The following is a 26,032-nucleotide window of genomic DNA, read 5'->3' as shown; positions in this document are numbered from 1 at the left end:
CCAGCACGACCGTGACGGTGCATTGTTGCGAGGCTATGCTGCCGCGAAACGCCTCCGATCGGGAGGCAACGGTGTGCAGGCGGTGTGGTCATGGAGTTCGTCGTCCTACTGCTGATCTTCGGCTTCCTCACCCACCGGCTGGACCGGCGGCTGAAGGCCCAGGCGGCGGAAATCGCGGCCTTGCGCGGCCGGCTGGACAAGGCGCTGGCCGGTACGCTGCCGCTTTCAACGACCGAGAGCGCTCCTGAGGCCGTCACCGGGGCCGCTTCCGTCGGCGCACCGGCCCCCGCATTGGATGTGCCGCCGGGCGAGGAGGCCGGCGAGCCGGTCTTCGCGTCGGATGCGGAAGGGCCTGTGCAATCTCCGCCACCGGCCCCGCCGCCCCTGTCGCCCCCGGAACCCGCGGTTCCGGCGGCGGCGCGGCCGGGATGGCGCGAGTTGGAGGAGTCGCTGGCCTCGCGCTGGCTGATCTGGCTCGGCGGCGCCACCATGGCGCTGGCGGCCGCCTTCTTCATCAAGCTGTCGGTCGACCATGGCTGGCTCGGGCCGAGCGTCCGCGTGGCGCTGGGGCTGCTCGCCGGATTCGGGCTGATGGTGGGAGGCGAATGGCTGCGCCGCCGGCCGGCCCAGCGTGCCGTTGCCGCGCTCCGGCCCGACTATGTGCCGCCGGCCCTGACCGCCGCCGGCCTGTTCACCGCCTTCGCCAGCGTCTATGGCGGCTTCGCCCTGTTCGATCTGTTCGCGCCGCTGGTCGCCTTCGCGCTGCTGGCGGCCCTGTCGCTGGTCGGCATCGGGCTGTCGCTGCTGCAGGGGCCGTTCATCGCGGCGCTCGGGTTGCTGGCCGGCTATGTCACGCCGATCCTGATTCCCTCCGATCATCCCGACGCCTGGGGGCTGTTCGCCTATCTGCTGGCGCTGAACGGGGCGGGCATGGCGGTCGTGCTGTATCGCGGCTGGGGCTGGCTCGGCTGGGGGGCGCTGGCCGGTGCGGCGCTGTGGCCGCTGATCTGGATGATCGACCCCTGGCGCAATGGCGACGCGCTGCCGACCGGCATCTATCTGCTGCTGACCACCGCGCTGTTCCTAGTGCCGGCGGTGCTGGGCGTGTTGGACCAGGCGCCGCCGGAACCCGCCCCCGCCACCGGCTGGCGCACGGCTTTGCCCGACTGGATCCGGCGCAAGCGGCGCCACCCGGCCGACCGGCTGGCGATGATGGCGATGCGGGTGTTCGGGGTGCTGGTCGCCGCCGTCACCTGGCTCGACTCACACGAATCGGTGTCGCTGATCGTGCTGGGCCTGTTCGCCCTGCTGGCGATGGTCGGCGGACGGCGGACGGAACGGATCGCCGGGGTGGCCTGGATCGCGGTGCTGGCGGTGCTGCTGGCGCTGGCGCCCTGGAGTCTGCCCTATGTGCCGTCCAGCCCGCCGCCGCTGAATGCGGACGGCCAGCCGCTGATCATCGCCGATCCGGCCGGCTTTCCGGCGGAGGTCGTGCGTTTCCTGTGGGTGGCGGCCGGCTTCGCCGCGCTGTTCGGCATCGGCGGCTTCATCGCGTTGTGGGAGGCGCGGCGGGCCGCCTTGTGGGCGTCGATCTCGGCGCTCGCCCCGCTGGCCCTGCTGACTCTGGCCTATGCTCAGGTGTCGGTGGCCTACGCGCCGGTGACGGCCGCCTATCCCCAGGTGATGATGCCGCAAACCGCCATCGGCTGGCCGGCCGCCGCCCTCGTGCTGGCGGCCCTGCTGGTCGGCGCCACCACGCCGCTGGCCCGCCATCGCCACCGTCCGGGCGCCGCGCTGGGCTTGGCCGCCTTCGCTGCCGGCGCCACCGGCGCCATCGCGCTCGGTGCCACCATGACCTTGCAGGAGGCGTGGCTGACCGTCGCGCTGGCGATGCAGGTGCCGGTGCTGGCGTGGTTGGAGCGTCAACTGGCCCTGCGCGAGTTGCGCGGCGTCACCCTGCTGGTGGCGGTCGCCGTGCTGGTCCGGCTGGCGGTCAACCCCTCCGTGCTGGAATATGAGGGCTATGGCTGGATCGGCTATGGCTACGGCCTGCCGGCGCTGGGCTTCCTGGCGGCGGCGCGCTGGATGCGGGCGGCGCCGGCCGGGAAAGAGGAAGGCCCGAAGGGCGATGATTTGGTGGTGATGGTGCTGGAGGCCGGTGCCCTGATCTTCACCACCTTGATGCTGTCGCTGGGCATCCACCGCTGGATGTCCGGCAGCCTGGAGGAGATGCCCTCCGATCTGGCGGAGGTGGCGCTGCACACCCTGTCCTGGCTTGGCCTCGCCCTGCTGCTGGCGGCAGACCGGCGGTGGAGCACGCGGGCGGTTGCGGTGTGGGGCCGGCGCCTGCTGGTCCTGCTGGCCGCGGCCAGCGCCCTCTTCCTGCATTTGCTGGTGCTGAACCCGCTGTGGAATTTCGAATGGGTCGGTACCTGGCCGGTGGTCAACCGGCTGCTGCTGGCCTATGGCGCGCCGGCCGTGCTGCTGCTGGTCTATCTCTGGTACGACCCGCCGCCGTCGCGCAGCCTGCGCAGCGCCGCTCCGGTGTTGGCGCTGCTGCTGATCGCCACCAATCTGGCCCTGGAGATCCGCCGCGCCTTCCAGGGGCCGGTCCTGGACGGCTACGACATGTCGGATGCCGAATGGTACAGCTATTCCGCCGGCTTCCTGCTGTTCGCGGTGGCGATGCTGGTGGCGGGCATCCGCTTCGGCTGGGGCTGGATGCGGCATGCCGGGCTGGTGCTGGTGCTGGCGGTGGTCGCCAAGGTGTTCCTCAGCGACATGTCCGACCTGGAGGGGATGTACCGCGTCGCCTCCTTCCTCGGTCTCGGCCTCTGCCTGGTCGGCACCGGCTGGCTCTACCAGCGGCTTCTGCGTCCGCCGTCGGCCGCGGCGCCTACGGAGCCGGAGCCGCCGCCGTCTCCCGTCGACGATCTGCCGACGGACAATCTGTTGGACCAACGGACTCATTGACAGGGCCGGCAGGGGGCGTTCCCATACGGTGAAGGATGGACCGGGATGAAACCCGGCCTCCCGCCACCGGAGGAGCAGCCCCCATGGACCGCGAGATGCACGGCAACGCCTATCCTATCCTGCCCGACGGCGAGGAGGGCTTCACCGTCGAAGCGGCGCGGATGAAGTTCGGTCCCGGCATGCTGGCCGAGCTGGGCGGCGACGCGCTGTCGCTGGGCATGACGCGGGTGGCGCTGTTCACCGATCCGCGGGTGGCGGCGACCGCACCCTTCGGCATGGCGCTCGACTCGCTGAAGCGGGCCGGCATGGACCCGGTGGTCTATGACCGCTGCCGGGTGGAGCCGACCAGCGCCTCCTTCCTCGACGCCGCCGATTTCGCGCGGGACGGCGGCTTCGACGGCTACGTCTCCATCGGCGGCGGATCGGTGATCGACACCGCCAAGGCGGCGAATCTCTACGCCACCCACCCGGCCGACTTCCTCGCCTACGTCAACAAGCCGCTGGGGGAGGGCATCCCGGTGCCCGGCCCGGTCAAGCCGCACATCGCCTGCCCGACCACCTGCGGCACCGGCAGCGAGACCACCGGCGTCGCCATCTTCGACCATGTGGAAAAACAGGTGAAGACCGGCATCTCGTCGCGCTACCTGCGGCCGAGCCTCGCCGTCGTCGACCCGCGCACCATTGACAGCCTGCCGCCGGGCGCCATCGCCGCCACCGGCTTCGACGTGCTGACCCACGCCATCGAGAGCCACACCGCGCGGCCCTTCCGCTCCCGTCCGCGCCCTGAATCGCCGACGGCCCGTCCGCCCTACCAGGGCGCCAATCCCTGGTCGGACATCGGCAGCCTCCAGGCGATCCGGCTGGGCGGGCAATGGCTGGAACGGGCGGTCAACGACCCGGACTGCGCGGAAGCGCGCGATGCGCTGATGTTCGCGGCGACGCTGGCCGGGCTGGCTTTCGGCAATGCCGGCGTCCATATCCCGCACGCCATGTCCTATTCGGTGGCGGGGATGAACCACAGCTTCACCGCGGCGGGCTACGAGGTGGTGGACCCGATGGTGCCGCACGGCATCTCGGTGGTGCTGAACGCCCCGGCCGCCTTCCGCTTCACCGGCCCGGCGGCTCCGGAGGCCCATCTGCGCGCCGCCGAGGCGCTGGGAGCGGATGTGCAAGGGGCCACCCCGGTCGATGGCGGCGAACTCCTGGCGACCCGGTTGATCTCCATGATGCGGGCGACCGGGCTGCCGAACGGGTTGTCGGCGCTCGGCTATGGCGAGGCCGACATTCCGGGGCTGGTCAGGGGCGCCGCCGCCCAGCAACGCCTGCTGACCATCGCGCCGCGCCCGGTTTCGGAGGACGACCTGCGCGGGCTGTACGCGGATGCGATGCGCTATTGGTGAGCCGGGCCGCTATTCAGCCATCGTTTCGCCGGAACCGCCGAACTCGGCCGGGAAGTCCTTCAGCTTCGGCAGACCGTCCTGCATCGGCAGCACGGTCTCGGCGTAGTTGACGTGGACGGCGGGGGCGAAGGCCAGGGTCGGCAAAGTCGCGGAGAAGACGTCCACGAGGCCGAGCGGCGGGTGGTTGTTCATCAGGTGCCCGCCGCACTTCGCGCAATACTGACGCTGGCTGAGCGGCGTCTTCTGGAAGGTCGCGACATGTTCGGCGCCCGCGGTCACCCGCACCGCGTCGGGCTTCCACAGGGTGAAGGCATTGACCGGACCGCCGGACCAGGAGCGGCAGGACCGGCAATGGCAATAGCCCATGGCCTCCGGTGCGCCGGTGACTTCCACCTCCACCGCGCCGCAGAAGCAGCGTCCCGTATGGGTCTCCGTGCTTGTCATGGCTTTTCGACTTCATCTTTGTTGGTGATGCGAACAATAAGACGCTATCACCGATACCAAGGATGTTCAGTTGGCCATTAGGACCATGCTCATTCGATAGGCGATAATAAAGCTCCTCGAAAAATCGGGGAGCTTTTGAAAGCTGACGGAAGGATCGGGGTGGTCCGTGCAGGAAAAGCCCCTCGCCCGCTTCGGGGAGAGGGGCCAGACATATCGGTCAGAACTGCTCTTCGCTGAGCGCCATCACCGTGCTGCGGGCGCTGGCGATGGTCGGCAGCAGGGCGGGGGCGGTCGCCAGAACCTGCTCGGCGTAGAAGCGCGCCACGATCAGCTTGGTTTCCAGGAAGGACGCGTTGGCGCCGGGCTGGCGCAGGCCCTCCATCGCCTTCATCGCCGAGCGGGCGAGCATCCAGCCGCCGGCGACATTGCCCCACAGCTTCAGATACGCCACCGCGCCGGCTGCGGCCCCTTGCAGATCGCCTTCCGCCTGGGTGGCGACCATCCAGTCGATGGCCCGGTCCAGCGCGTCGAGCCCGGCCGACAGCTCGGTCCTGATCACCGCGAGGTCGTCGCCGGGGGCGGACTCCAACTCCTGGACGGTGGCCCGCATGTCGGCGACGAAGGCCTTGGCCGCCGCCCCCTTGTCGCGGCCGGTCTTGCGGAAGGTCAGGTCGTTGCCGTGGATGCCGTTGGTGCCCTCGTAGATCGGGGTGATGCGGGCGTCGCGGTAATGCTGGGCGGCGCCCGTCTCCTCGATGAAGCCCATGCCGCCATGGATCTGCACGCCGGTCGAGGCGACCTCGCAGCCGATGTCGGTCGACCATGCCTTGACGATCGGGGTCAGCACGTCGACCCGCGCCGATGCTGCGGCGCGGATTCCCGCATCCTCGTGGTGGCGGGAGATGTCGAGCTGCGTGCCGGCATAGAGCGCCAGGGCGCGGGCGGCTTCCGTCTTGGCACGCATGTCCAGCAGCATGCGGCGGACGTCCGGATGCTTGATGATGGCGACGCCGGAACCCTTGGGATCGGCCAGATCCTTGCTCTGCACGCGGCTCTTGGCGTAGTCGCGGGCCTGCTGGTAGGCGCGTTCGGCGATCGCCACGCCCTGGATGCCGACGCCGAGCCGGGCGTTGTTCATCATGGTGAACATGTATTCGATGCCGCGGTTCTCCTCGCCCACCAGATAGCCGATGGCCCCGCCGTCGTCGCCATAGGCCATGACGGCGGTCGGGCTGGCCATGATGCCCAGCTTGTGCTCCAGGCTGGCGCAGCGCAGGTCGTTGCGCTGGCCCGGCGTACCGTCGGCGTTGGGCAGGAACTTCGGCACGATGAACAGGCTGATGCCCTTGATGCCGGCCGGGGCGTCGGGCAGGCGGGCCAGCACCAGATGGACGATGTTCTCCGTCAGGTCATGCTCGCCGTAGGTGATGAAGATCTTCTGGCCGGTGATGCGATAGCTGCCGTCGCCGGCGCGCACCGCCCTGGTCCGCACCGCGGCGAGGTCGCTGCCCGCCTGCGGCTCGGTCAGGTTCATCGTCCCGGTCCATTCGCCGGAGATCATCTTCGACAGGTAGACCGCCTTCTGCTCGTCGCTGGCATGCTCGGTCAGCAGATCCACGGCGCCCTGGGTCAGCAGCGGGCACAGGCCGAAGGACAGGTTGGCGGCCTGCCACATCTCGTTCACCGCGAAGGAGACGGTCCAGGGCAGACCCTGCCCGCCATACTCCGGCTCGAAGGGCAGGCTGTTCCAGCCGGCTTGCGCGAACTGGCCGTAGGCTTCCTTCCAGCCGGTGGCGGTGCGGACAACGCCGTTCTCCAGCTTCGCCCCTTCCTTGTCGCCCACCCGGTTCAGCGGAGCGAGCACGCCGGAAGCGAATTTGCCGGCCTCTTCCAGGATGGCGTCGACCAGGTCGGGGGCGGCGCTGTCGCAATGGGGCAGGGCGGCGATGGCGTCGAGGCCCACCACCTCGTTCAGGACGAAGCGCAGATCGTCGACCGGAGCGGTGTAGGTCATGGCAGGGCGGTTCTCCCGGGGCCGATTTATGGGGGCAGGATTGTTTTGTTTACCTATAGGTTAACATACAGCATCGGATGGAGCTTGGCGAGAGGATGGGATGAGGCGTCCTGGAAGGATAGCCCCGCCGAGGGGCGGTATCCCTCCTCCACCCGATTGGCACGCCGTCTGCATTGGAAGGCCTGCCTCCCATCGGGGCCTTCACACGGGGATCGACCCATGACCTATGCTTCCGCCCTCGGCAATCTCAGCAATGCCGCCAACCAGGCCGCAGGCGCATCCCGCGGGCCGGCCAATGTGGAGGCTGCGGTCCGCAATGCCAGCGCGAAGACGGGGGTCGATTTTTCCTACCTCATGGAAAAAGCTGCCGTGGAGAGCGGGTACCGCACGGACGTAAAGTCCTCGTCCTCCTCGGCGACCGGGCTCTACCAGTTCATCGACAGCACCTGGTTGCAGACGATGAAGGAGCATGGCGCCGACCATGGCTATGGCAAATACGCCAACGCCATCCAGACCCGCGGCGACGGCCGGCCCTATGTCGCCGATCCGGAGATGAAGAAGGAGATCCTGGAACTGCGTAAGGACCCGACCGCGTCGGCCCTGATGGCCGCGGAATACACCCGCGAGAACAAGGAGTATCTGGAGGAGACGGTGGACGGCAAGATCGGGTCGACCGAGCTGTACATGGCGCATTTCCTGGGGGCCGGCGGCGCCTCGAGGTTCCTGAACGCGATGCAGGAGAACCCCGGCCGCACCGCCCGCGACGTCTTCCCCGACGCGGCAGCGGCCAACAAGAACGTCTTCTACGACAAGGCCACCGGCAAGGCGAAGTCGTTGAAGGAGATCTACGACCGTTTCGCCTCCAAGTTCTCGGAGAACCCGCTGGCCAACTTCGCCCCGTCCCAGGTGGCGAACGACGCGGTGCGCAAGCAGGACATGCCGGACGGTTTCACCACCCAGGTGCCGATGGCGCCGGGCAAGGCGCTGAACGGCACGCCGCTGTCGATCTACCAGGTGCTGGCACTGAACGCGCTGGAGACGCCGGACGAGGTCGACAGCGTCAGCGGCCGTCCGGCCCGCCAGCGCGACAAGGAGCACCGCCGCATGCGCGATGAACCGGTGCGCACCGACCAGTCGTCGGGTACCGGTGTCGCCATGGGCTTCGGGCTGGGGCTTGGCCGGATCGTCGGGTCCGAATCGGCGACGCCGGTCGCGTCGGCCACCGCGGGCGCCGCCGGAACGGACACCGTCGCCAAGGCCGCCTGAACCGCATGGCAGGACGGGAAGTCGGGCGGGGAGGGGGCAAAATGCCCTACTCTGGCACTTTGACTTGAGGACCGGATGGGTGCAAGGTCGCGCCGTTTTTGGCGCTCTTTCGGCGCTCACCCCTCAGGACCGATCATGAGCAACCAGCAGCCCGCCGTCACCTTCGAGGAAATCCGCGCGCTCGTGCGCAACCTGCCCGGCCCCGACCTGGAGGCCGGCACCGCGGCCCTCCAGCGCGAACGGCAGCTGACCAAGCCGGCGGGCTCGCTCGGCCGGCTGGAGGAGATCGCGCAGTGGATGGCGACCTGGCAGGGCGAACATCCCGCCGACCTGCGCCGTCCGCGCGTCGCCGTCTTCGCCGGCAACCACGGCGTGGCCGCCCGCGGCGTCTCGGCCTATCCGGCCGAGGTGACGGCGCAGATGGTCGCCAACTTCCAGAATGGCGGCGCTGCGGTCAACCGGCTCTGCGAGGTGGCCGACGCCGACCTGCGCGTCTACGAGCTGGACCTGGAGAACCCGACCGCCGACTTCACCCAGGGACCGGCCATGGGGGAGGAGGACTGCTGCCGCACCATGGCCTACGGCATGATGGCGGTGGAGATGGGGGTCCAGCTGCTGGCGCTGGGCGAGATGGGCATCGCCAACTCGACCTCGGCGGCTGCGCTGTGCCTCGCGCTGTTCGGTGGCGAGGCGGCCGACTGGACCGGTCGCGGCACCGGCATCGACGACGCCGGGCTGGCCCGTAAGATCGCCGCGGTGGAAGCCGGCGTCGCCGCCAACCCGCAGGCCAAGGACGATCCGTTCGAGGCCCTGCGCCGCCTGGGCGGCTACGAGTTCGCCGCCATCGCCGGCGCCATCCTGGCCGCCCGCGTCGCCCGCGTGCCCGTCCTGCTCGACGGCTTCGCCTGCACCGCCGCCGCGGCCGTGCTCTACAAGGCCGACCGCCGCGCGCTCGACCATTGCATGGTCGCCCACCGCTCGGTCGAGCCGGGGCACAGCCGCCTTCTGCGGGAGATCGGCAAGGAGCCGCTGCTCGATCTCGGCATGCGGCTGGGCGAGGGCTCCGGCGCCGCGCTGGCGATCAACATCGTGAAGTCGGCCGTCGCCTGCCACGCCGGCATGGCGACCTTCGCCGAGGCGGGAGTCAGCACGCAGGGGTGATGGGGGTGTAAGACCCCCACCTTAATCCTCCCCCGCTGGGCGGGGGAGGAGACGGATGCTTATTCAGGAGCGTGGCGGCAGTCCCTCCCCCGCCCAGCGGGGGAGGATAGGTGGGGGCAACCGATGCCGAACTCCCTCACAGCATCCCGTCGGCCAGATCGCTGATCGCCGCCGACAGGAACAAATCCAGCATCACCAGGGCCGCCGCGGCCAGTCCCGACAGCGACAGGGCGGTGCGCAGCACGAACCACTGGTAGGTCAGCATCGCCATCATCACGCCGAAGACCAGCGCCTCGGACAGCGTCGACGGCAGCAGGCCGGTGGCGGACAGCACGATGACCGGCAGATAGATCGCCATCTGCACCACCGCCGACCAGTTGTAGGCGGTCAGCGCGCCGGGATAGAGCGGCTCCTTGCCCAGCAGCGACACGACGCGGAACAAAGCCAGCGGGAAGGCGGTCCAGCTGACGACGTAGGCGATCCCCTCCACCGTCACCAGCTGCAGGACCGGCGTGCCGTCCAACTGGTCCCACAGCCGGATCGCCAGCAGCAGCGCGTAGGCCGGCAGGACCACCAGGGCGGCGTAGAAGGAGTTCAACGCGCCGTCCGGCGTCCGGTCGAAGAACTCCATCCCCGTCCGGTCGAAGCGGGCCAGCCGCCAGGCGCCGGTCAGGGCGGACAGGATGGCGGGGGTGGTCAACGGCATCGTCTTGCCCCGGTCAGAATGTTCACCCGGCAAGGCGCGTGAACACGCCCTTCAGGATCGACTCGTAGATGGCGGTCAGCTGGCGCAGATCCTCCACCGAACAATACTCGTCCACCTTATGCATGGTCTGGCCGACCAGTCCGAACTCCACCACCGGGCAGATGTTCTTGATGAAGCGCGCGTCCGACGTGCCGCCGGTCGTCGAATATTCCGGCCGGCGCCCGGTCACCCCCTCCACCGCCTCGGCCACCAGTTCGGTCAGCGGGCCGGGCGGGGTGACGAAACTGTCGCCGGAGCAGTAGATTTCCAGCTCATAGGCGCCGCCGACGGCATCGAAGGTCCGGCGCAGCCAAGCCTCGATGCCGGCCGGGGTATGGGCGTCGTTGAAGCGGATGTTGAAGGTCGCCTTGCCCTGGGCCGGAATGACGTTGGTCGCCTTGTTGCCGACGTCGATGGTGGTCAGCGCCAGGGTGGAAGGCTGGAAATGCGCCGTGCCCTCGTCCAGCGGGTGTTCGGTGACGGCGGCCAGCATGCGGACCAGCCGCGGCAGCGGGTTGTCGGCCAGATGCGGGTAGGCGACGTGCCCTTGCGCACCGAACACGGTCAGGAAGCCGCTCAGGCTGCCGCGCCGGCCGATCTTGATCATGTCGCCCAGCGCCTTGGGGTTGGTCGGCTCCCCCACCACGCAGGCGTCGATGCGCTCGCCGCGCTCCGCCAGCCAGTCCAGCACCTTGCGGGTGCCGTTGATCGCCACTCCTTCCTCGTCGCCGGTGATCAGCAGGCTGATCGAGCCGGCGGGCGGCCCGTCCTGCAGCCGGCGGGAGACGGCGGCGACGAAGGCGGCGATGGCGCCCTTCATGTCCACGGCGCCGCGGCCGAACAGGCGGTCTCCCATTACCGCGCCGGCGAAGGGATCGACCGTCCAGCCCTTGTCGCCGGGCGGCACCACGTCGGTGTGGCCGGCGAAGCAGAAGTTGGGCCCCTTGGTGCCGAGCCGGGCATAGAGGTTCTCCACCGGCTCGGTGCCCTCCTGCTGGAAGCGCAGGCGGTGGCAGGTGAAGCCCATTGGCTCCAGCGCCGCCTCCAGCACACCGAGCGCACCGTCGTCGCGCGGGGTGACGCTGGGGCAGCGGATCAGGTCCTGGGCGAGGGCGACGGGGTCGATGGTCATTAGAGGTCCAGGTTCGCAAGTCATGGTCCCTCTCCCGTNTCCAGGTTCGCAAGTCATGGTCCCTCTCCCGTCCCGGGAGAGGGAAGGGGCCCAAGCGCAGCTTGGGAAGGGTGAGGGGTGATCCAGGGAACCGTGCGGTTCGGGATTCTTGGCCGCCCCCTCACCCTCCCCACTTCGTGGGTCCCCTCCCTCTCCCGGGGCGGGAGAGGGCTTATTGGTCCGATCAGTCCCGCAGCAGGTCGTTGATCGCGGTCTTGGACCGGGTCTTCTCGTCGACGCGCTTGATGATGACGCAGCAGTACAGGCTCGGGCCCGGGGTGCCGTCGGGCAGCGGCTTGCCGGGCAGCGAGCCGGGGACGACGACCGAATAGGCCGGGACGCGGCCCATGAAGACCTCGCCGGTGTGGCGGTCGATGATCTTGGTCGAGGCGCCGATGTAGCAGCCCATGGAAATGACCGCGCCCTGTTCGACGATCACGCCCTCGACGATCTCCGAACGGGCGCCGATGAAGCAGTTGTCCTCGATGATGACCGGGTCGGCTTGCAGCGGCTCCAGCACGCCGCCGATGCCGACGCCGCCCGACAGGTGGACGTTCTTGCCGATCTGGGCGCAGGAGCCGACGGTGACCCAGGTGTCGACCATGGTGCCGCTGTCGACATAGGCGCCGACATTGACGAAGCTCGGCATCAGGATGACGCCGGGGGCGACGTAGGACGACTTGCGGGCGATGGCGCCGGGCAGGGCGCGGAAGCCGGCGTTCTGGAACTGGCCCTCGGTCCAGCCTTCGAACTTCGGCGGCACCTTGTCGTACCAGGAGGAGCCGCCGGGGCCGCCGGGGATCATCTCGTTGGCGTTCAGGCGGAAGGACAGCAGCACCGCCTTCTTCAGCCACTGGTTGACCGTCCAGCCGCCGGCGGTCTTCTCCGCGACGCGCAGGTCGCCGGCGTCGAGCGCGTCGAGCGCCGAATTCACGGCGTCGCGGACGGATCCGGTGGTGGCGGTGGTGAGATCGGCGCGGTTTTCCCAGGCGGCGTCGATGGTGGCCTGCAGGCTGGCGTGGCTCATGGCGCGGTCGTTCTGCTGTCGATTGTCCAAGGGACGGCACCATGGAGCCGCATCGCGCCCCCTGTCAACCATACCCGCGGCCGGCAATAGCCGGTTTGCGACAAAGCCCTACAGGCCGGCAACCTTGGCCAGCCAGGCGGGCAGGTCGTCCACGGTGTGGTCGATGTGGACCCCGGCGCCGACGCCGGCCTTCTCGTACTCCTTCTCGCCGCGGACCCAGACGGTGGTCATGCCCAGCGCATGGGCGGGGGCGAGGTTGCGGGCGATGTCCTCCACCATGCAGGCATCGGTGGGGTCGACGCCGTAGCGCTCCACCAGCGTGGCGTAGGGACGCGGATCGGGTTTCGGCACATAGCCGCCGGCGGCGATGTCGAACACCGCGTCGAACCGGTCGAGGATGCCCAGCCGGCCGGCAACGTTCTCGGCATGGCGGACCGAGCCGTTGGTATAGATGATCTTGCGGCCCGGCAGCCCGCCCAGCGCGTCGGCCAGCAGGGCGGAGGGCTGGACGCCGGTCACGTCGATGTCGTGGACATAGTCCATGTAGGCGACCGGATCGACGTCGTGCTCCATCATCAGGCCGCGCAGCGTGGTGCCGTATTCGCGGAAGAAGTGCTTCTGCCGCACCCGTGCCTCGTCCATGCCGATGTTGAAATGGCCGGCAATGAACTCGTTGATCCGGCGGTCGACCTGGACGAACAGATTGCAGGCCGCCGGATACAGCGTGTTGTCGAGGTCGAAGATCCACACGGCGCGGTCGCGCAGGGTGGCCATGGCGTTCGTGGCGGAAGCGGGCGCCGGGGCGGCGGGGGAGGTCTGGACGGTCATCCCCCAAGAATGGGGCCGGCGCCGGTCGGCCGCAAGGCGCTTCACAAGGTCGCAGCCGCGGGGCCGCCCTTCGGCCAAGCCGCCGCTATGGGGAGTTCCCCGCTTCGTAGGTTGATTGAAGATTAACCCCTAAAGAGGTAGCATGGGCCAGACCTTCATCGGTTTGCTACCTAAGGTTTTTCGCCCTGTCCGCCATGTGGTCCACAAGCCATGTGGTTTGCCCCTCTGGGATCGCCGTGGACCTTCTTCTGACCACCGCTACCTCCGACTCCGCTTCCGCCACCACCGGCGGCCAGACCGGCACCGTGACGTTGGTCGCGCTGTATCCCGGCCCGGCCCTGCGGCTGGATTCCGCCCTGGCCGTCGCCGAAGCCAACGCCGAGGCGGAGGACATGATGGACAGCGACCCGCGCTGGCTGCCGGAGCTGCGCAGTTGGCTGTCGGCGTCCAGCGTGGCACCGGGCTTGCGGTCGGTGCCGGTGGAATCGCTGCGCGGGATCATGATCGTCGAATGGGCCGGCGTACCGCTGACCGAGGGCGGTTTCCTGCTGCTGGGCCGCGACGACACGCTGGAGCGGCAGCTGCGCCACACGCTGACCGAATCTCGGCGGCGTTATAAGGATCTGGTCGAGGTCTCCTCCGACTTCGCGTGGGAAACGGGACCGGACGGCACCTTCGTCTTCGTCAGCCACAAGGGCGCGCTGGGCTATCCGGCGGACGCGCTGATCGGCCGCGACCCGCGCAGGCTGGCACTGGACGAGGCGGAAGATCTGCCGATGCCCTTCGACTGCCGCCGCCCGGTCGATCAGACGGAGCTTTGGCTGAAAGGCGCCGACGGCGCGCCGGCCTGCGTCGTCGCCTCCGCCCTGCCGCTGTTCGGGCCGCAGGGCGATTGGATCGGCGCCCGCGGCGTCTGCCGCGACGTGACCGAACAGGTGCTGCGCTCCAACGAACTGGCACGCATCCGGAACCGCGAGCGGCTTCTGGGGCACATCGTCCACACCCTGCGCGACCGGCTCGACGCGGCGGAGGCGCTGGCCGTCGCCGCCGCGGAGACGGCACGGGCGCTCAGCGCCGACGGCTGCCGCATCTATCGGGCGGAGGAGGGCGGCGGGACCGCTGGCGCAGCGGGGGGGCGGGTGCCCTTGTCGCTGGTCGCCGAGTTCGGGGCAGCCCTGCCGGAGGTCGGAGCCGCGCTGCTCGACCGCATCGCCAACAGCGAGGGGCTGGTGACCGACCGGCTGGGCCATGTGCAGCTGATCGGCGAGCGGACGGAATACCGCCAGGCGGCGAACGGCGCGCTGCTGGTCTGGCGCGCCGGCAATTCGGAACCCTGGGACGACGACGACCGCCAGCTGATGTCGGGTGTGGCCGACCATATCGGCATCGCGCACGCCCACCTCGCCTACCAGGAGCGGCTGCGCCGTCTGTCGGAGCGCGACGGGCTGACCGGCCTGTTCAACCGCCGGACCTTCTTCGAGCGGCTGGACGAGTCGATCTCGCGGCCCGACAGCGGGCCGTCGGCCCTGCTCTATGTCGACCTGGACAATTTCAAGGCGGTCAACGACCTGCATGGGCACCAGCAGGGCGACGCGGTGCTGAAGGCCATCGGCACGCTGCTGACCACCGGGGTGCGGCCGGGCGACCTGCCTGGGCGGCTGGGCGGCGACGAGTTCGTGCTGTGGCTGGGCCGCACCGACGAGGCGAAGGCGCGTGTCGTCGCCGAACGGCTGCTGAACGGCATGCGCGAACTTGCCCATCTGTCGGCCAGCCCCGAAAAGCCGCTGGGCCTGTCGATCGGCATCGCCGTCCATGCTCCCGGCCGTGGCGAGACGGTGAGGGAATTGACCGATCGCGCCGATGCCGCCATGTACGACGCCAAGAAGAGCGGCAAGGGCCATTATGCCCTGGCTCCCGCTCATCAGGCGTCGTCGCCGGCGCCCTCGCCCGATGTTTCCGCTGCGGAGCCCACCCCTTGACCCCGCCTGCCACCCCGCGCCCCGAGACCTTCGACCCCGCCGACTACGAAGCCGCCAAGCGGATGGTGCAGAGCGAGGATCCGGCGATCCGCCGGAAGGTCGCCGAACATCCCAAGACGCGGCCGGAGCTGCTGTATTTCCTCGCCGCCGACGCCGCGGCCGAGGTGCGTCGCGCCATCGCCACCAATGCCGGCACGCCGCGGCAGGCCGACCTCCTGCTGGCCAAGGACCGCGAGGTCATGGTGCGGCAGGCGGTGGCGCGGAAGATCGCCCGCCTGTTGCCGGAGCTGTCGGCGGACCAGGCGACGCAGATCGAGCGGCTGACGGTGGAATGCCTGGAGACGCTGGCGCGCGACCAGGCGACGGAAGTGCGCGGCATCCTGGCCGAAGCGCTGAAGGATCTGCCCAACGCCCCGCACGGCGTCATCAACCGGCTGGCCCGCGACGTGGAGCTGTCGGTCTGCTCGCCGGTCCTGCAGCACTCCCCGATCCTCACCGAAGAGGATCTGACCGACATCATCATGAAGGGGCCGGTGCGCGGCGCGATGACCGCCATCGCCAGCCGGCAGAACGTCACCGCTTCCGTCGCCGACGCCATCGCGCGGTCGGACGACGAGGCGGCGGTGACGACGCTGCTCGGCAACCCGTCGGCCCAGATCCGTGAAGAGACGCTCGACCGCATCCTCGACCAGGCGCCGCAGCACGAACCCTGGCATTCGCCCCTGGTGCGCCGTCCGCGGCTGCCGGCGCGGGCGGTGATGCGGCTGGCCAGCTTCGTCGCCGACAATCTGCTGAAGGTCCTGCAGGACCGCGACGACCTCGCCCCCGACGCGGCGCGCGGGCTGGTGGAGGCGGTGCGCCAGCGGGTGGAGCAGGCGGCCGGCACCGCGCCCGGCCTGCCGCTCGGCCCGGTCGATTTCGGCGAGGAGGCGGCCGGCGGTGCCGCCGCCGGGCCGGAGAAGCCGGTCGAACGCCCCAGCGACAAGGCGGCGCGCCTGAACAAGGAAGGCAAGCTGACCGAGAAGCTGATCGAAGGCTCGATGGTGGAGGGCGACCGCGGCTTCGTCATGGCGGCGCTGGCGGAGCTGTCGCAGATTCCGCTGCCGGTGGTGGACCGCATCGTCGCCACCCATGCGCCGCGTGCCGTCACCGCTCTCGTCTGGCGCGCCGGCCTGACCATGCGCTTCGCCCGGCAGGTCCAGTTGCGGCTTGCCCAGATTCCGCCAAAAACGGCGCTTAATGCTCGCGACGGCACGCACTACCCGATGACCGATGAAGAGATGCGCTGGCAGCTCGAATTTTTCGGCGTCGAGGAGAAGGCGTGACGTTCCCCACCGTTTTCGGGTTGTCTCCGGCATGCGTGTCGCCTTTCTCGCTTTCTTCATCGTCCTGATCGCCGCCGCCACCAGCTTCGCCGCTCCGCCGCGCGAAACGCCGGAGGAGCGCGAGGTCGCCGCCACCTTCGATGCCGCCCGCACGGCGCTGGCGGAAAAGCGGGGATCGGCGGTGATCCCCCTGCTCACCCGCAATTCCGTCAGGACGCTGGAGTCGGTGCGCGAGGCCGCGCGCCAGCCCGGCGATGCGCCGCTGCAGCGGCTGGAGCCGGCCGAACGGTTCGCCGCCATGGGGCTGCGCCGCTATCTCGGCCCGGCGGAGCTGCGCCGCATGTCGGTCGGCGACATCGCCAACCATGCGCTGGCGGCCGGCTGGCTCGGCCCCAACGTCATCTCCCGCAGTGCGCTGGGGCCGGTGCGGGTCAAGGGCGACCGGGCGTCGGGCCTGCTGATGGTCGACAACCGGCCGGCGCTGTTGCCTGCCGATTTCGTGCGCGAAGGCGGGTCCTGGCGCATCGACCTCGCCAGCGTCTTCACCTTCGGCGGCCAGATGCTGAAGGGCTTCGCCGCCATGGCCGGCAAGGACGAGACCGCCTATATCGGCGAACTGCTCGACCGGTTGCCGGCCAAGCCCGGAGCCTTGAAAGCGCGCTGAGCGGGAAGGGGAGCGTCCGCCCGCCCCGATGCGCCGGCCGCATTCGTCCGGCCGCGTCCATCGGCACGATTGCGTCGTGTGGCGCTCGTGCATAGATTCGGCGCTGGCTTTCACCAAATGTCGGCGGCGACGATGACCGCAGCGGAAGAGTCCAGTCCCTCTTCATCCCCCGTGCGGACCGTGCCCTGCGGCGCCCGGTTTTGCGCCGCCGTGCTGGAGCTTGCCGCCGCGTGCGGAGTCGGGGTGCCGGCGCTCGCCGCCGCCGCCTTGCTGCTGGCGCCGGAGGGGGGCGCCGATCCCGGTCCGCGCGACGCCGGCGGCGAGGGGGTGCTGGAGGTGGGGGGAACCCATGCCGGCGACGGCGCGATCCGCCGGGCGCTGGCCGCCGCCCTGGCGCTGGCCGATCCCGGTGCGCGCATCCTGCCTGCCGAGGATGTCCGCCGGCTCGAGGCCGCGGTGGAGACGCTGGGCTACCGCAACAAGACGCTGGCCCATGCGCTGCAACGCCTGTCCTTCCGGCCGCTCGACGGGCGCATCACCGACGTGCGCGATGCGGCGCAGCTGTTCGGCTTCGTCAATGAATGGTGCTTCGACGAGGACCGGGTGCGCCGGCGCTTCCGCGAACTGGCCCCGGTCTATCACCCCGATACCGGCATCGTTGCTTGCCGCGAGCGGATGGGCCAGCTGATCGACGCGCGCAATTTGCTGGTTCGCCATGTCCGCAGCGTCTACGGCTCGGGCGACTGGATGGCGGGGCGGGGTGGGCCTTCCGCCTGAAAGCGGTCCGCCCGACTCGGCGTCAGGAGGCCAGCCCGATCGCCTCCTCGACGATCGCCTGATCCAGCGTGGTGCCGTCCAGCACCGCGCCGGTCAAATCGGCGCCGGTCAGGTCGGCCTCGCTGAGGTTGGCGCCGGTCAGGTCGGCACCGGCCAGATTGGCGCCGGCGAGGTTGGCCTTGCGCAGGTCGGCCTTGCACAGCAGCGCCCTGCCCAGCCGGGCGCGCTGGAGGTTGGCGCGCCAGATATGGCCGCTCATCGTCTGGATATGGACGGGGCCGAGCTGGGCGCCGGTCAAATTGGCGCCGGTCAGGGTGGCGCGCTCGAAATTCACGCCGCGCAGGTCGGCTTTCGACAGGTCGGCCTTGCGCAGATCGGCCAGCGACAGGTCGGCGATCGCCATCGACGCACCCGACAGGTTGGCGCCGCGCAGGGCGATGCATTGCAGGATCGCCGCCGACAGGTTGATGCCGTCCAGCTTCCGCCCCGACAGATCCAGCGCCGACAGGTCGGCGCGCTTGCCGGCCTTGCCGCCGCTCTCGATCCAGGTCAGATGCTCCATCAGCATCTCGCGCAGGTCGTCTTCCGGATTCTCCAGGGTCTTGGCCAGAACCGCGGCCTGGAGGTTGGGGGAGCGCATCTGTGCGGCATCGAGGATGGCACCGATCAGGGTGGCGCCGCTGAAATTGGTGCGGTTGATGGCGCAGCCGGTCATCACCGCCCCCGACAGCCGGGCGCCCGACAGGTTCGCCTCGGTCAGGTCGGCGTCGGTCAGGTCGCAGCCGGTCAGGTTGGATCCGGTCAGGTTGGCCCGCATGAACTTCGTGCCGCGGAGGATGGCGTCGGTCAGGTCGGTCTGCATGACGAAGGCATTGGCGACCTTCGCCCGCGACAGGTCGGCGCCGCGGATGGTCGCTGCCGTCAGCTCCGACGTCAGGACGCTGTCCTGGTAATCGTGGGCGTACATCCCGCCGCTGGCGTCGTAATGCAGCAGCGTGCCGTCGCGAAGGTCGACCTCGACCAGCGTCGCCTCGCTCAGCACCGCGCCGCGCAGGCAGGCGCCGCGCAGGTCCGCCCGCCGCAGGTCGGCCTTCTCGAGGTTGGCGAGCCGCAGGTCGGCGGCATAGAGGTTGGCGTTGGCGAGGTTGGCACCGACCAGCCGCGCGCTGAACAGCTTGGCGCCCGACAGGTCGGCATCGGACAGGTCGATGCCGGAGAGGTCGAGATGCGACAGGTCGCGCATCTTCAGGTTGGCGCGGACGCCACCGGGCTGGCTCTTGCGGAACGCCTGGTGCCGCAACAGGATCGCGTTGAGCTGGCTCTGGGTCAGCTTGGTTCGCGGGCTGTTGGAACCGAAGCCCTGGGCGGACGACATCGCCGGCATACCTTCTCTATTTGGTAATCTATAATCCGAAAGAGTCGCCAAAAATTGGTTAAGGCGCGATGGTTTGTGACAAGGATGGGACCGATAACCGCGGCTCGGCAAGCGCGACCTTCGATCCAATGCGAAAGAGCGCTTAGGATCGTTGACTCGGCCCGCCGGCTTCTCTATGGTCCGCCGACCTGTCTCCCGCAAAGTCGATAGACCGGGTACCCCGGCCCCATGCCGGGTATCTCCGCCAGTCCGCGAATGTCGCGCACTGGCGCTTTCGTGCTTGTGCGGGCGGCGGCACCGACGCTGGACCTGGAACTGGGGAACGAGTATCGCATGTTCGAAGGCCTGACCGGACGCCTGGGCGACATCTTCGACAAGCTGCGCCGCCGTGGCGCGCTGACCGAGGAGGACGTCTCCGCAGCGTTGCGCGAAGTTCGCGTGGCGATGCTGGAGGCCGACGTCGCGCTGCCCGTCGTCAAGCAGTTCGTCACCCAGGTGAAGGAACGCGCCGTCGGCCAGGAGGTGCTGAAATCCGTCACCCCCGGCCAGCAGGTCATCAAGATCGTCCACGACAACCTCGTGGAGATGCTGGGCGAAGGGGCGGAGATCAACCTGAATGCCGCCGCCCCGGTGCCGATCCTGATGGTCGGCCTGCAGGGTTCGGGCAAGACCACCAGCACCGCCAAGATCGCGCTGCGCCTGAAGACGAAGGACCGCAAGAAGGTCCTGATGGCCTCGCTGGACGTCCGCCGTCCGGCTGCCCAGGAGCAGTTGAAGGTTCTCGGCGAGCAGACCGGCGTCGCCACCCTGCCGATCGTGCCGGGCCAGGACCCGGTCGCCATCGCCAAGCGGGCCATCGAGACCGGACGTCTCGAAGGCTACGACGTCGTCATGCTCGACACCGCCGGCCGCCTCGCCATCGACGAGGAGCTGATGGCGGAGGTCGCGGCGGTCCGCGACGCGACCAAGCCGGTGGAGACGCTGCTGGTCGCCGACGCGATGACCGGCCAGGACGCCGTCACCGTCGCCACCAATTTCAACGACAAGGTCGGTATCACCGGCATCGTGCTGACCCGCATCGACGGCGACGCACGCGGCGGTGCCGCCCTGTCGATGCGCCAGATCACCGGCAAGCCGATCAAGCTGCTGGGCGTCGGCGAAAAGATCGACGCGCTGGAGCCCTTCCACCCCGACCGCATCGCCGGCCGAATCCTCGGCATGGGCGACGTGGTGTCGCTGGTGGAGAAGGCCGTCGAGACCATCGACAAGGACGAGGCCGAAAAGCTCGCCCGCAAGATGGAGAAGGGCCAGGGCTTCGACCTCGACGACATGGCGATGCAGCTGAAGCAGCTCCGCAAGATGGGCGGCATGTCCGGCCTGATGGGAATGCTGCCGGGCATCGGCAAGATCAAGGACCAGTTGAAGGACGCCAACGTCGACGACGGGATGATCAAGCGCCAGGAGGCGATCATCTCCTCGATGACCAAGGCGGAGCGCAAGAACCCCGACCTGATCAAGGCTTCGCGCCGCAAGCGCATCGCCGCCGGTTCCGGCACCTCGGTGCAGGAGGTCAACAAGCTGCTGAAGCAGTTCGAGACCATGCGCGGAATGATGAAGCAGGTGCAGAAGCTGGGCAAGAAGGGGATGCTGCGCGGCGGCCTCGGAAACCTGCTGCCGAAGGGACTCGGCGGCTTCGGCGGGAAGGGGCCTTTCGGCTGACCCGACCGCCTCTCGAAATCACCCGATACCTGTTTGACTTGAGAAGAGAAAGTTTCGACCAATGGCTTTGAAGATTCGTCTGGCTCGCGGTGGTGCGAAGAAGCGTCCGTTCTACTCGATCGTCATCGCGGACGCCCGCAGCCCGCGTGACGGCCGCTTCATCGAGAAGATCGGCACCTACAACCCGATGCTGCCGCGCGAGCATGAGCAGCGCATCATCCTGAACGCCGAGCGCGCCAAGCATTGGCTGTCGGTCGGCGCCCAGCCGACGGACCGCGTCGTGCACTTTCTGGCCACTGCCGGCCTGGTCGAGAAGCCCGCCGTCCGCGAGACCCCGAAGAAGTCGGCTCCGAAGGCCAAGGCGCAGGAGCGTCTGAAGGCCGAGGCCGCCGCTGCCGCGGCCGCCGCAGAAGGCTGACCTTGGGGCTGAGGTTGGGTCCAGGGGTAAGGTCGGGCCGCTTGGCCCGCAGGGTTGAGGTCGTGACGACGTGCCGGGTGTTCCTTCGATGACCGCCAAAATCTGTGTCGGCCAGTTCGCGGGATCGCACGGCGTGCGGGGGCTGGTGAAGCTGCGCAGCTTCACCGCCGAACCCGCCGACATCATGACCTACGGCCCGCTGTCGGACGAGAACGGTACCCGTCGGTTCACGGTGACGCTCCAGGGCATGGTCAAGGACAACTTCCTGGCCAAGGTCGACGGGGTGACCAGCCGCGAACAGGCGCAGGCCCTGGCGGGTATGCGGCTCTACGTGGACCGCGTCGCCCTGCCGGCGACGGAGGACGAGGACGAGTTCTACCATGCCGATCTGATCGGCCTGCGTGCGGAACTCGCCGACGGAACCGTCTACGGCACGGTGAAGGCGCTCTACGACTTCGGAGCCGGCGACGTGCTGGAGGTCAGGACCCCCGGCGGGCCGCTGGAGATGCTTCCCTTCTCCAAGGCCTGCGTGCCGGTGGTGGATGTCCGGGGTGGCCGCATCGTCGTCGATCTTCCGGCCGTGATCGAAGCCCGCGAGGGCTCCGATGACGGGGCGGAGGAGGAAGGCGGGGATCGGGACGGGGACCAGGGCGGGGAGACGGGGCCGTGAACCACGGCGCCGACGGTCCGCGGGTCTGGACGGCCAAGGTTCTGACGCTGTTCCCGGAAATGTTTCCGGGGCCGCTCGGCCACTCGCTGGCCGGCAAGGCGTTGGAAAATGGAGTCTGGGCGCTGGAATCGGTGGACATTCGCTCGTTCGCGCGCGATAAACACCGCTCCGTCGACGAGACCCCCTTCGGCGGAGGGGCAGGCATGGTCATGCGGCCCGACGTGCTGGACGCGGCTTTGACCGCGACGGCGGGACCTGTGGGGGCACCGGGACGCGGCCGGGCGATCTATCTGTCGCCTCGCGGACGGGTGCTGAACCAGGAACTGGTCAAGGAGCTGGCCGCCACCCCGGTGGTGACGCTGCTCTGCGGCCGGTACGAAGGGGTGGACCAGCGGGTCCTCGATGCGCACGGCCTCGAAGAGGTCAGCCTCGGGGATTTCGTGCTGTCCGGCGGGGAACTCGCCGCGCTCAGCCTGATGGATGCCGTGGTGCGCTTGCTCCCCGGCGTCATGGGCAATGATGAGACGGCGGGGGAAGAGAGTTTCGAACGGGGGTTGCTCGAATACCCCCACTACACCCGGCCGGCGGTCTGGACCGACGGACAGGGTGTGGAACGCGCGGTGCCGGAGGTTCTGCTGTCCGGTCACCACGGGAAGGTCAAGGCCTGGCGGCTGGCCGAGGCGGAGAGGATCACGGAGGCCCGACGGCCGGACCTGTGGTCGCTCTACCAGGCGGGGCGTCCGGCAGAAACTGTTACGAACAAGGGTCGGCGGCAGGCTCGCCGGCGCGACCCGAAACCGGAGTGACGGTCCGCCGCGAGGCGCGCCGATAGAAAAGGGGTAGTGCTATGAACCTGTTGCAGCAGCTCGAGCAGGAGCAGATCGAGAAGGCCCTCGGTGGCAAGACGATCCCGGTCTTCTCGTCGGGCGATACCGTCCGCGTGAACGTGAAGGTCGTCGAAGGCACGCGCGAGCGCGTGCAGGCCTATGAGGGCGTCGTGATCGCCCGCAAGAACGCCGGAGTGAACAGCTCCTTCACCGTCCGCAAGATCAGCTACGGCGAGGGCGTGGAGCGCGTGTTCCCGCTGTACTCCCCGCGCATCGACTCGATCGAGCTGGTCCGCAAGGGCGCCGTCCGTCGCGCCAAGCTGTACTACCTGCGCGATCTGCGCGGCAAGGCCGCCCGCATCGCCGAGCGCACCACCGGCCGCGGCATGGTCAACGGCCGCCGGGCTGCCGAGTAAGGCGCCTTCCGGTTCGTTCCAGGTTCATAGGTTCGGCGCCCGGCCATCCGGTCGGGCGTCTTCTTCCCGTCACCATCAGATAAGCTTGAGGAGTAGGCGCCATGAAGCGCACGTTCCAGCCGTCCAAAATCGTGCGTAAGCGTCGTCATGGCTTCCGCGCCCGCATGGCCACCGTCGGCGGCCGCAAGGTGATCGCCCGCCGCCGCGCCCGCGGCCGCAAGGTTCTGAGCGCCTGATCCCCGCGATGGCGGCGCCGGACCTCAAGGTCGGGCGCCTGATGCGGCGGCCGGAATTTCTGGCCGTGGCCGGGACACGGCGCAAGCATGTGGCTCCCGGCCTGATCCTCCAGGTGCGCCGGCACGACGACAGGCAGCGGCCCGCCGAAGGCGGTCCGCCCATCCGTCTGGGTTTGACGGCGAGCCGCAAGGTCGGCAACGCGGTGGTGCGCAATCGTGCCCGCCGCCGTTTGCGTGAGGCCGCGCGGCAGATACTGACCGTTCATGCGGCGCCCGGCCACGACTTCGTGCTGGTCGCCCGCGGCGGCACGGCCGAGCGGCCGTGGACCGACCTGCTCGGCGACCTGACCGCCGGGCTGAAGCGCCTCGGCCTCTGGCGCGAGGCGGAAGGGTAGGAGGCTCGCGACGTCATGTTTCGCATCGCCGGCCTCAGCCCGCTCGCGCATCTGCTCCGCGCGCTCGTCTATCTCTATCGCTGGACCTTGTCGCCCTTCGTGGGCTGGCACTGCCGTTTCCAGCCGACCTGCTCCTGCTATGCCATCGAATCGCTGGAAAAGCACGGCGCCATCCGGGGGGGATGGCTGACGCTGCGCCGGCTCGGGCGATGCCATCCCTGGGGCGGGTCGGGCTGGGATCCCGTGCCCGATCCCGTCCCGCTGCAGGCGGGCAGGCTGCCGCATCGCTGCGGTCTGCGGGAAAAGGGGCATGCGGCGGTTGCCCAGCCCGGCGAAAACCCGTAACAAGGCCGCGCACACGCCGCCCTTCTTTCAAAGGCCCCACGGCAACCGGGACGCCATGACCGACCAACGCAACCTCATCATCGCGATTGCCCTGTCGATCGCCATCCTTCTGGGCTTCCAGTATTTCTACGAGAAGCCTCGGGTGGAGCAGCAGAAGCAACTCGCCGCCCAGCAGGCCGCCCAGACGGAGCAGTCGGTGCCGGTGCCGGCCCCCGGCGTGCCCGCCCAGCAGCCGCCCGCCACGGCCGAGGTCGCGAAGGAGCGCCCCGAACTGCTCGCCGAGCAGATGGCGGCCGGCAGCCGCGTGAAGATCGACACGCCGGCCCTGCACGGCTCCGTCAACCTCGTCGGCGGCCGCATCGACGACCTGACGCTGGCCCAGTACCACGAGACCCCGGACCCCAAGAGCCCGGAGATCGTGCTGCTGGCCCCGGCCGGCACGCCCGCGGCTTATTACGCCGAGTTCGGCTGGGTGCCGCAGGGCGCCGGCATCACCACCCCGACGGCGACCACCCGCTGGACCGCCGACGGCACCGCGCTGACCCCGGACAAGCCGCTGACCCTGACCTGGGACAACGGCCAGGGGCTGGTGTTCGAGCGCAAGATCGCCGTCGACCCGGACTTCATGTTCACGGTCACGCAGGCGGTCCGCAACACCGGCGCCAACCCGGTCACCCTGCTGCCCTACAGCCTGGTCTCGCGCACCGGTACGCCGCACACCTCGGGCTATTACATCCTGCATGAAGGTCCGCTCGGCGTCTTCAACGGCTCGCTGACGGAAGAGAAGTACGACGACGTCCGCAAGGCGGGCTCGATCGCCAAGGACACCACCGGCGGCTGGATCGGCATCACCGACAAGTACTGGCTGGTGTCGCTGGTGCCCGACCCGAACGAGAAGGTCACCGCGCGCTTCCTCTACAACCAGGTCGCCAATTCCGACCGCTACCAGACCGACACGATGGGCGCCCCGGTCACGGTCGCGCCGGGTGCGTCGGTCGAGAACACCGGCCGCCTGTTCGCCGGCGCCAAGCAGGTGAAGCTGCTCGACGGCTACTCCGAGAAGCTGAACATCAAGAACTTCGACCTCGCGATCGATTTCGGCTGGTTCTACTTCCTGACCAAGCCCTTCTTCTACGCGTTGGATTTCCTGGGCCGCGTCATCGGCAATTTCGGCATCGCCATCCTGGTGCTGACCGTCTGCGTCAAGGCCGTCTTCTTCCCGCTCGCCAACAAGTCCTATCAGGCGATGAGCAAGATGAAGGCGCTGCAACCCAAGATGCAGGAGCTGCGCGAGAAGTTCAGCGACGACCAGCCGCGGATGAACCAGGAGCTGATGGCGCTGTACAAGCGCGAGAAGGTCTCCCCGGTGTCCGGCTGCCTGCCGATCCTGATCCAGATCCCGGTGTTCTTCTCGCTCTACAAGGTGCTGTTCGTGACCATCGAAATGCGGCATGCGCCGTTCTTCGGCTGGATCCACGACCTGTCGTCGCCCGATCCGACGAACCTGTTCACGGCGTTCGGCCTGATCCCGTGGAACCCGCCGACCATGCTGCATCTCGGCCTGTGGCCGCTGATCATGGGCGTGACCATGTGGTTCCAGCAGAAGATGAACCCGGCACCGCCGGACCCGGTCCAGCAGAAGGTGTTCCAGTTCCTGCCCATCGTCTTCACCTTCATGCTCGCCGGCTTCCCGGCCGGTCTGGTGATCTACTGGGCCTGGAACAACACCCTGTCGGTCCTGCAGCAGTGGACCATCATGAAGCGCATGGGCGTGAAGGTCTGATCCGTCAGGCTGCGATCCCCAGCTGTTGATCCCTCTGCCCGATGTCTGAGACCTGCCGCCGGCAAAGACCCTTG

At 69.0% G+C, this 26,032-nt stretch carries 24 protein-coding genes; 17 read left to right on the top strand and 7 right to left on the bottom strand.

The genetic code is table 11. The features are described 5' to 3' along the window. The first annotated feature begins 90 nt into the window (after positions 1 to 90). Both JHL17_RS26620 and JHL17_RS26615 read left to right on the top strand, forming a co-directional pair. Positions 91 to 2,973: a DUF2339 domain-containing protein gene (locus tag JHL17_RS26620; protein ID WP_200197701.1), complete on the top strand. Its 2,883-nt coding sequence runs from the start codon at positions 91 to 93 to the stop codon at positions 2,971 to 2,973. 83 nt (positions 2,974 to 3,056) lie between these two features. Then, positions 3,057 to 4,373 carry a hydroxyacid-oxoacid transhydrogenase gene (locus tag JHL17_RS26615; RefSeq protein WP_200197700.1) on the top strand — a complete coding sequence of 439 codons (1,317 nt, stop codon included), beginning with the start codon at positions 3,057 to 3,059 and terminating at the stop codon, positions 4,371 to 4,373. Between the two features lie 9 nt (positions 4,374 to 4,382). Here JHL17_RS26615 and JHL17_RS26610 read toward each other — a convergent pair whose 3' ends face one another. Both JHL17_RS26610 and JHL17_RS26605 read right to left on the bottom strand, forming a co-directional pair. Further along, complete coding sequence (locus JHL17_RS26610; RefSeq protein ID WP_200197699.1) at positions 4,383 to 4,817, bottom strand: GFA family protein; 435 nt, start codon at positions 4,815 to 4,817, stop codon at positions 4,383 to 4,385. A 217-nt stretch (positions 4,818 to 5,034) separates the two neighbouring features. Further along, positions 5,035 to 6,831, bottom strand: a complete 1,797-nt coding sequence (locus tag JHL17_RS26605) for an acyl-CoA dehydrogenase (protein ID WP_200197698.1) — start codon at positions 6,829 to 6,831, stop codon at positions 5,035 to 5,037. Positions 6,832 to 7,050: 219 nt separating this feature from the next. Here JHL17_RS26605 and JHL17_RS26600 point away from each other — a divergent pair, with 219 nt between their 5' ends. Both JHL17_RS26600 and cobT read left to right on the top strand, forming a co-directional pair. Next, the gene (locus JHL17_RS26600; protein WP_200197697.1) at positions 7,051 to 8,097 is read left to right on the top strand and encodes a transglycosylase SLT domain-containing protein; all 1,047 of its coding nucleotides are present in this window, start codon (positions 7,051 to 7,053) and stop codon (positions 8,095 to 8,097) included. Between the two features lie 135 nt (positions 8,098 to 8,232). Beyond that, positions 8,233 to 9,258, top strand: coding sequence for a nicotinate-nucleotide--dimethylbenzimidazole phosphoribosyltransferase (gene cobT, locus JHL17_RS26595; RefSeq protein ID WP_200197696.1), 1,026 nt, complete (start codon positions 8,233 to 8,235; stop codon positions 9,256 to 9,258). A 136-nt stretch (positions 9,259 to 9,394) separates the two neighbouring features. Here the strand turns inward: cobT and JHL17_RS26590 are convergent, their stop codons facing one another. From JHL17_RS26590 to JHL17_RS26575, 4 genes are all read right to left on the bottom strand, one after another. Further along, positions 9,395 to 9,964 (bottom strand): hypothetical protein, encoded by a 570-nt coding sequence (locus JHL17_RS26590; protein WP_200197695.1) that lies wholly within the window; start codon positions 9,962 to 9,964, stop codon positions 9,395 to 9,397. A 22-nt stretch (positions 9,965 to 9,986) separates the two neighbouring features. After that, positions 9,987 to 11,135 carry a succinyl-diaminopimelate desuccinylase gene (gene dapE / locus JHL17_RS26585; RefSeq protein WP_200197694.1) on the bottom strand — a complete coding sequence of 383 codons (1,149 nt, stop codon included), beginning with the start codon at positions 11,133 to 11,135 and terminating at the stop codon, positions 9,987 to 9,989. 223 nt (positions 11,136 to 11,358) lie between these two features. Further along, on the bottom strand, positions 11,359 to 12,201 hold the full coding sequence (gene dapD / locus JHL17_RS26580; protein ID WP_200197742.1) for a 2,3,4,5-tetrahydropyridine-2,6-dicarboxylate N-succinyltransferase: 843 nt from the start codon (positions 12,199 to 12,201) through the stop codon (positions 11,359 to 11,361). 108 nt (positions 12,202 to 12,309) lie between these two features. Beyond that, a complete protein-coding gene (locus JHL17_RS26575) occupies positions 12,310 to 13,029 on the bottom strand; it encodes a pyrimidine 5'-nucleotidase (RefSeq protein WP_200197693.1) in 720 nt (239 codons plus the stop codon). 236 nt (positions 13,030 to 13,265) lie between these two features. Between JHL17_RS26575 and JHL17_RS26570 the strand changes: the two genes are divergently transcribed. The 4 genes from JHL17_RS26570 to JHL17_RS26555 all read left to right on the top strand — a co-directional run bounded on the left by JHL17_RS26570 (position 13,266) and on the right by JHL17_RS26555 (position 17,774). Then, positions 13,266 to 15,008, top strand: a complete 1,743-nt coding sequence (locus JHL17_RS26570; protein WP_200197692.1) for a diguanylate cyclase domain-containing protein — start codon at positions 13,266 to 13,268, stop codon at positions 15,006 to 15,008. Further along, positions 15,005 to 16,333 carry a DUF2336 domain-containing protein gene (locus tag JHL17_RS26565; protein ID WP_200197691.1) on the top strand — a complete coding sequence of 443 codons (1,329 nt, stop codon included), beginning with the start codon at positions 15,005 to 15,007 and terminating at the stop codon, positions 16,331 to 16,333. Before JHL17_RS26570 ends, JHL17_RS26565 begins: the two co-directional genes overlap by 4 nt. 31 nt (positions 16,334 to 16,364) lie before the next feature. After that, entirely contained in the window at positions 16,365 to 16,997 is a 633-nt protein-coding gene (locus JHL17_RS26560) for a hypothetical protein (RefSeq protein ID WP_200197690.1), read from the top strand. 243 nt (positions 16,998 to 17,240) lie between these two features. After that, positions 17,241 to 17,774 (top strand): hypothetical protein, encoded by a 534-nt coding sequence (locus JHL17_RS26555; RefSeq protein WP_345773884.1) that lies wholly within the window; start codon positions 17,241 to 17,243, stop codon positions 17,772 to 17,774. Between the two features lie 22 nt (positions 17,775 to 17,796). Here JHL17_RS26555 and JHL17_RS26550 read toward each other — a convergent pair whose 3' ends face one another. After that, the gene (locus JHL17_RS26550; protein ID WP_200197688.1) at positions 17,797 to 19,149 is read right to left on the bottom strand and encodes a pentapeptide repeat-containing protein; all 1,353 of its coding nucleotides are present in this window, start codon (positions 19,147 to 19,149) and stop codon (positions 17,797 to 17,799) included. A 333-nt stretch (positions 19,150 to 19,482) separates the two neighbouring features. On the opposite strand from JHL17_RS26550, the gene ffh reads away from it, so the two are divergent. From ffh to yidC, 9 genes are all read left to right on the top strand, one after another. After that, positions 19,483 to 20,868, top strand: a complete 1,386-nt coding sequence (gene ffh, locus JHL17_RS26545; RefSeq protein WP_200197741.1) for a signal recognition particle protein — start codon at positions 19,483 to 19,485, stop codon at positions 20,866 to 20,868. 61 nt (positions 20,869 to 20,929) lie between these two features. After that, positions 20,930 to 21,286, top strand: coding sequence for a 30S ribosomal protein S16 (gene rpsP / locus JHL17_RS26540; RefSeq protein ID WP_042704821.1), 357 nt, complete (start codon positions 20,930 to 20,932; stop codon positions 21,284 to 21,286). A gap of 88 nt (positions 21,287 to 21,374) precedes the next feature. Beyond that, the gene (gene rimM / locus JHL17_RS26535) at positions 21,375 to 21,956 is read left to right on the top strand and encodes a ribosome maturation factor RimM (RefSeq protein ID WP_200197687.1); all 582 of its coding nucleotides are present in this window, start codon (positions 21,375 to 21,377) and stop codon (positions 21,954 to 21,956) included. Between the two features lie 59 nt (positions 21,957 to 22,015). Beyond that, positions 22,016 to 22,762, top strand: coding sequence for a tRNA (guanosine(37)-N1)-methyltransferase TrmD (trmD, locus tag JHL17_RS26530; protein WP_247893845.1), 747 nt, complete (start codon positions 22,016 to 22,018; stop codon positions 22,760 to 22,762). A gap of 41 nt (positions 22,763 to 22,803) precedes the next feature. Beyond that, complete coding sequence (gene rplS / locus JHL17_RS26525) at positions 22,804 to 23,199, top strand: 50S ribosomal protein L19 (RefSeq protein WP_200197685.1); 396 nt, start codon at positions 22,804 to 22,806, stop codon at positions 23,197 to 23,199. Positions 23,200 to 23,300: 101 nt separating this feature from the next. Next, a complete protein-coding gene (rpmH, locus tag JHL17_RS26520; protein WP_012973146.1) occupies positions 23,301 to 23,435 on the top strand; it encodes a 50S ribosomal protein L34 in 135 nt (44 codons plus the stop codon). 8 nt (positions 23,436 to 23,443) lie between these two features. Next, the gene (gene rnpA, locus JHL17_RS26515; protein ID WP_200197684.1) at positions 23,444 to 23,830 is read left to right on the top strand and encodes a ribonuclease P protein component; all 387 of its coding nucleotides are present in this window, start codon (positions 23,444 to 23,446) and stop codon (positions 23,828 to 23,830) included. A 15-nt stretch (positions 23,831 to 23,845) separates the two neighbouring features. After that, on the top strand, positions 23,846 to 24,175 hold the full coding sequence (yidD, locus tag JHL17_RS26510) for a membrane protein insertion efficiency factor YidD (protein ID WP_200197683.1): 330 nt from the start codon (positions 23,846 to 23,848) through the stop codon (positions 24,173 to 24,175). 55 nt (positions 24,176 to 24,230) lie between these two features. After that, entirely contained in the window at positions 24,231 to 25,958 is a 1,728-nt protein-coding gene (gene yidC / locus JHL17_RS26505; RefSeq protein WP_200197682.1) for a membrane protein insertase YidC, read from the top strand. Positions 25,959 to 26,032: the final 74 nt, after the last annotated feature.

The organism is Azospirillum endophyticum (assembly GCF_016595245.1).
GTDB lineage: Bacteria > Pseudomonadota > Alphaproteobacteria > Azospirillales > Azospirillaceae > Azospirillum > Azospirillum endophyticum.
The sequence above is the reverse complement of the archived record's forward strand: the minus strand, read 5'-3'. Positions and strand labels throughout refer to the sequence as shown.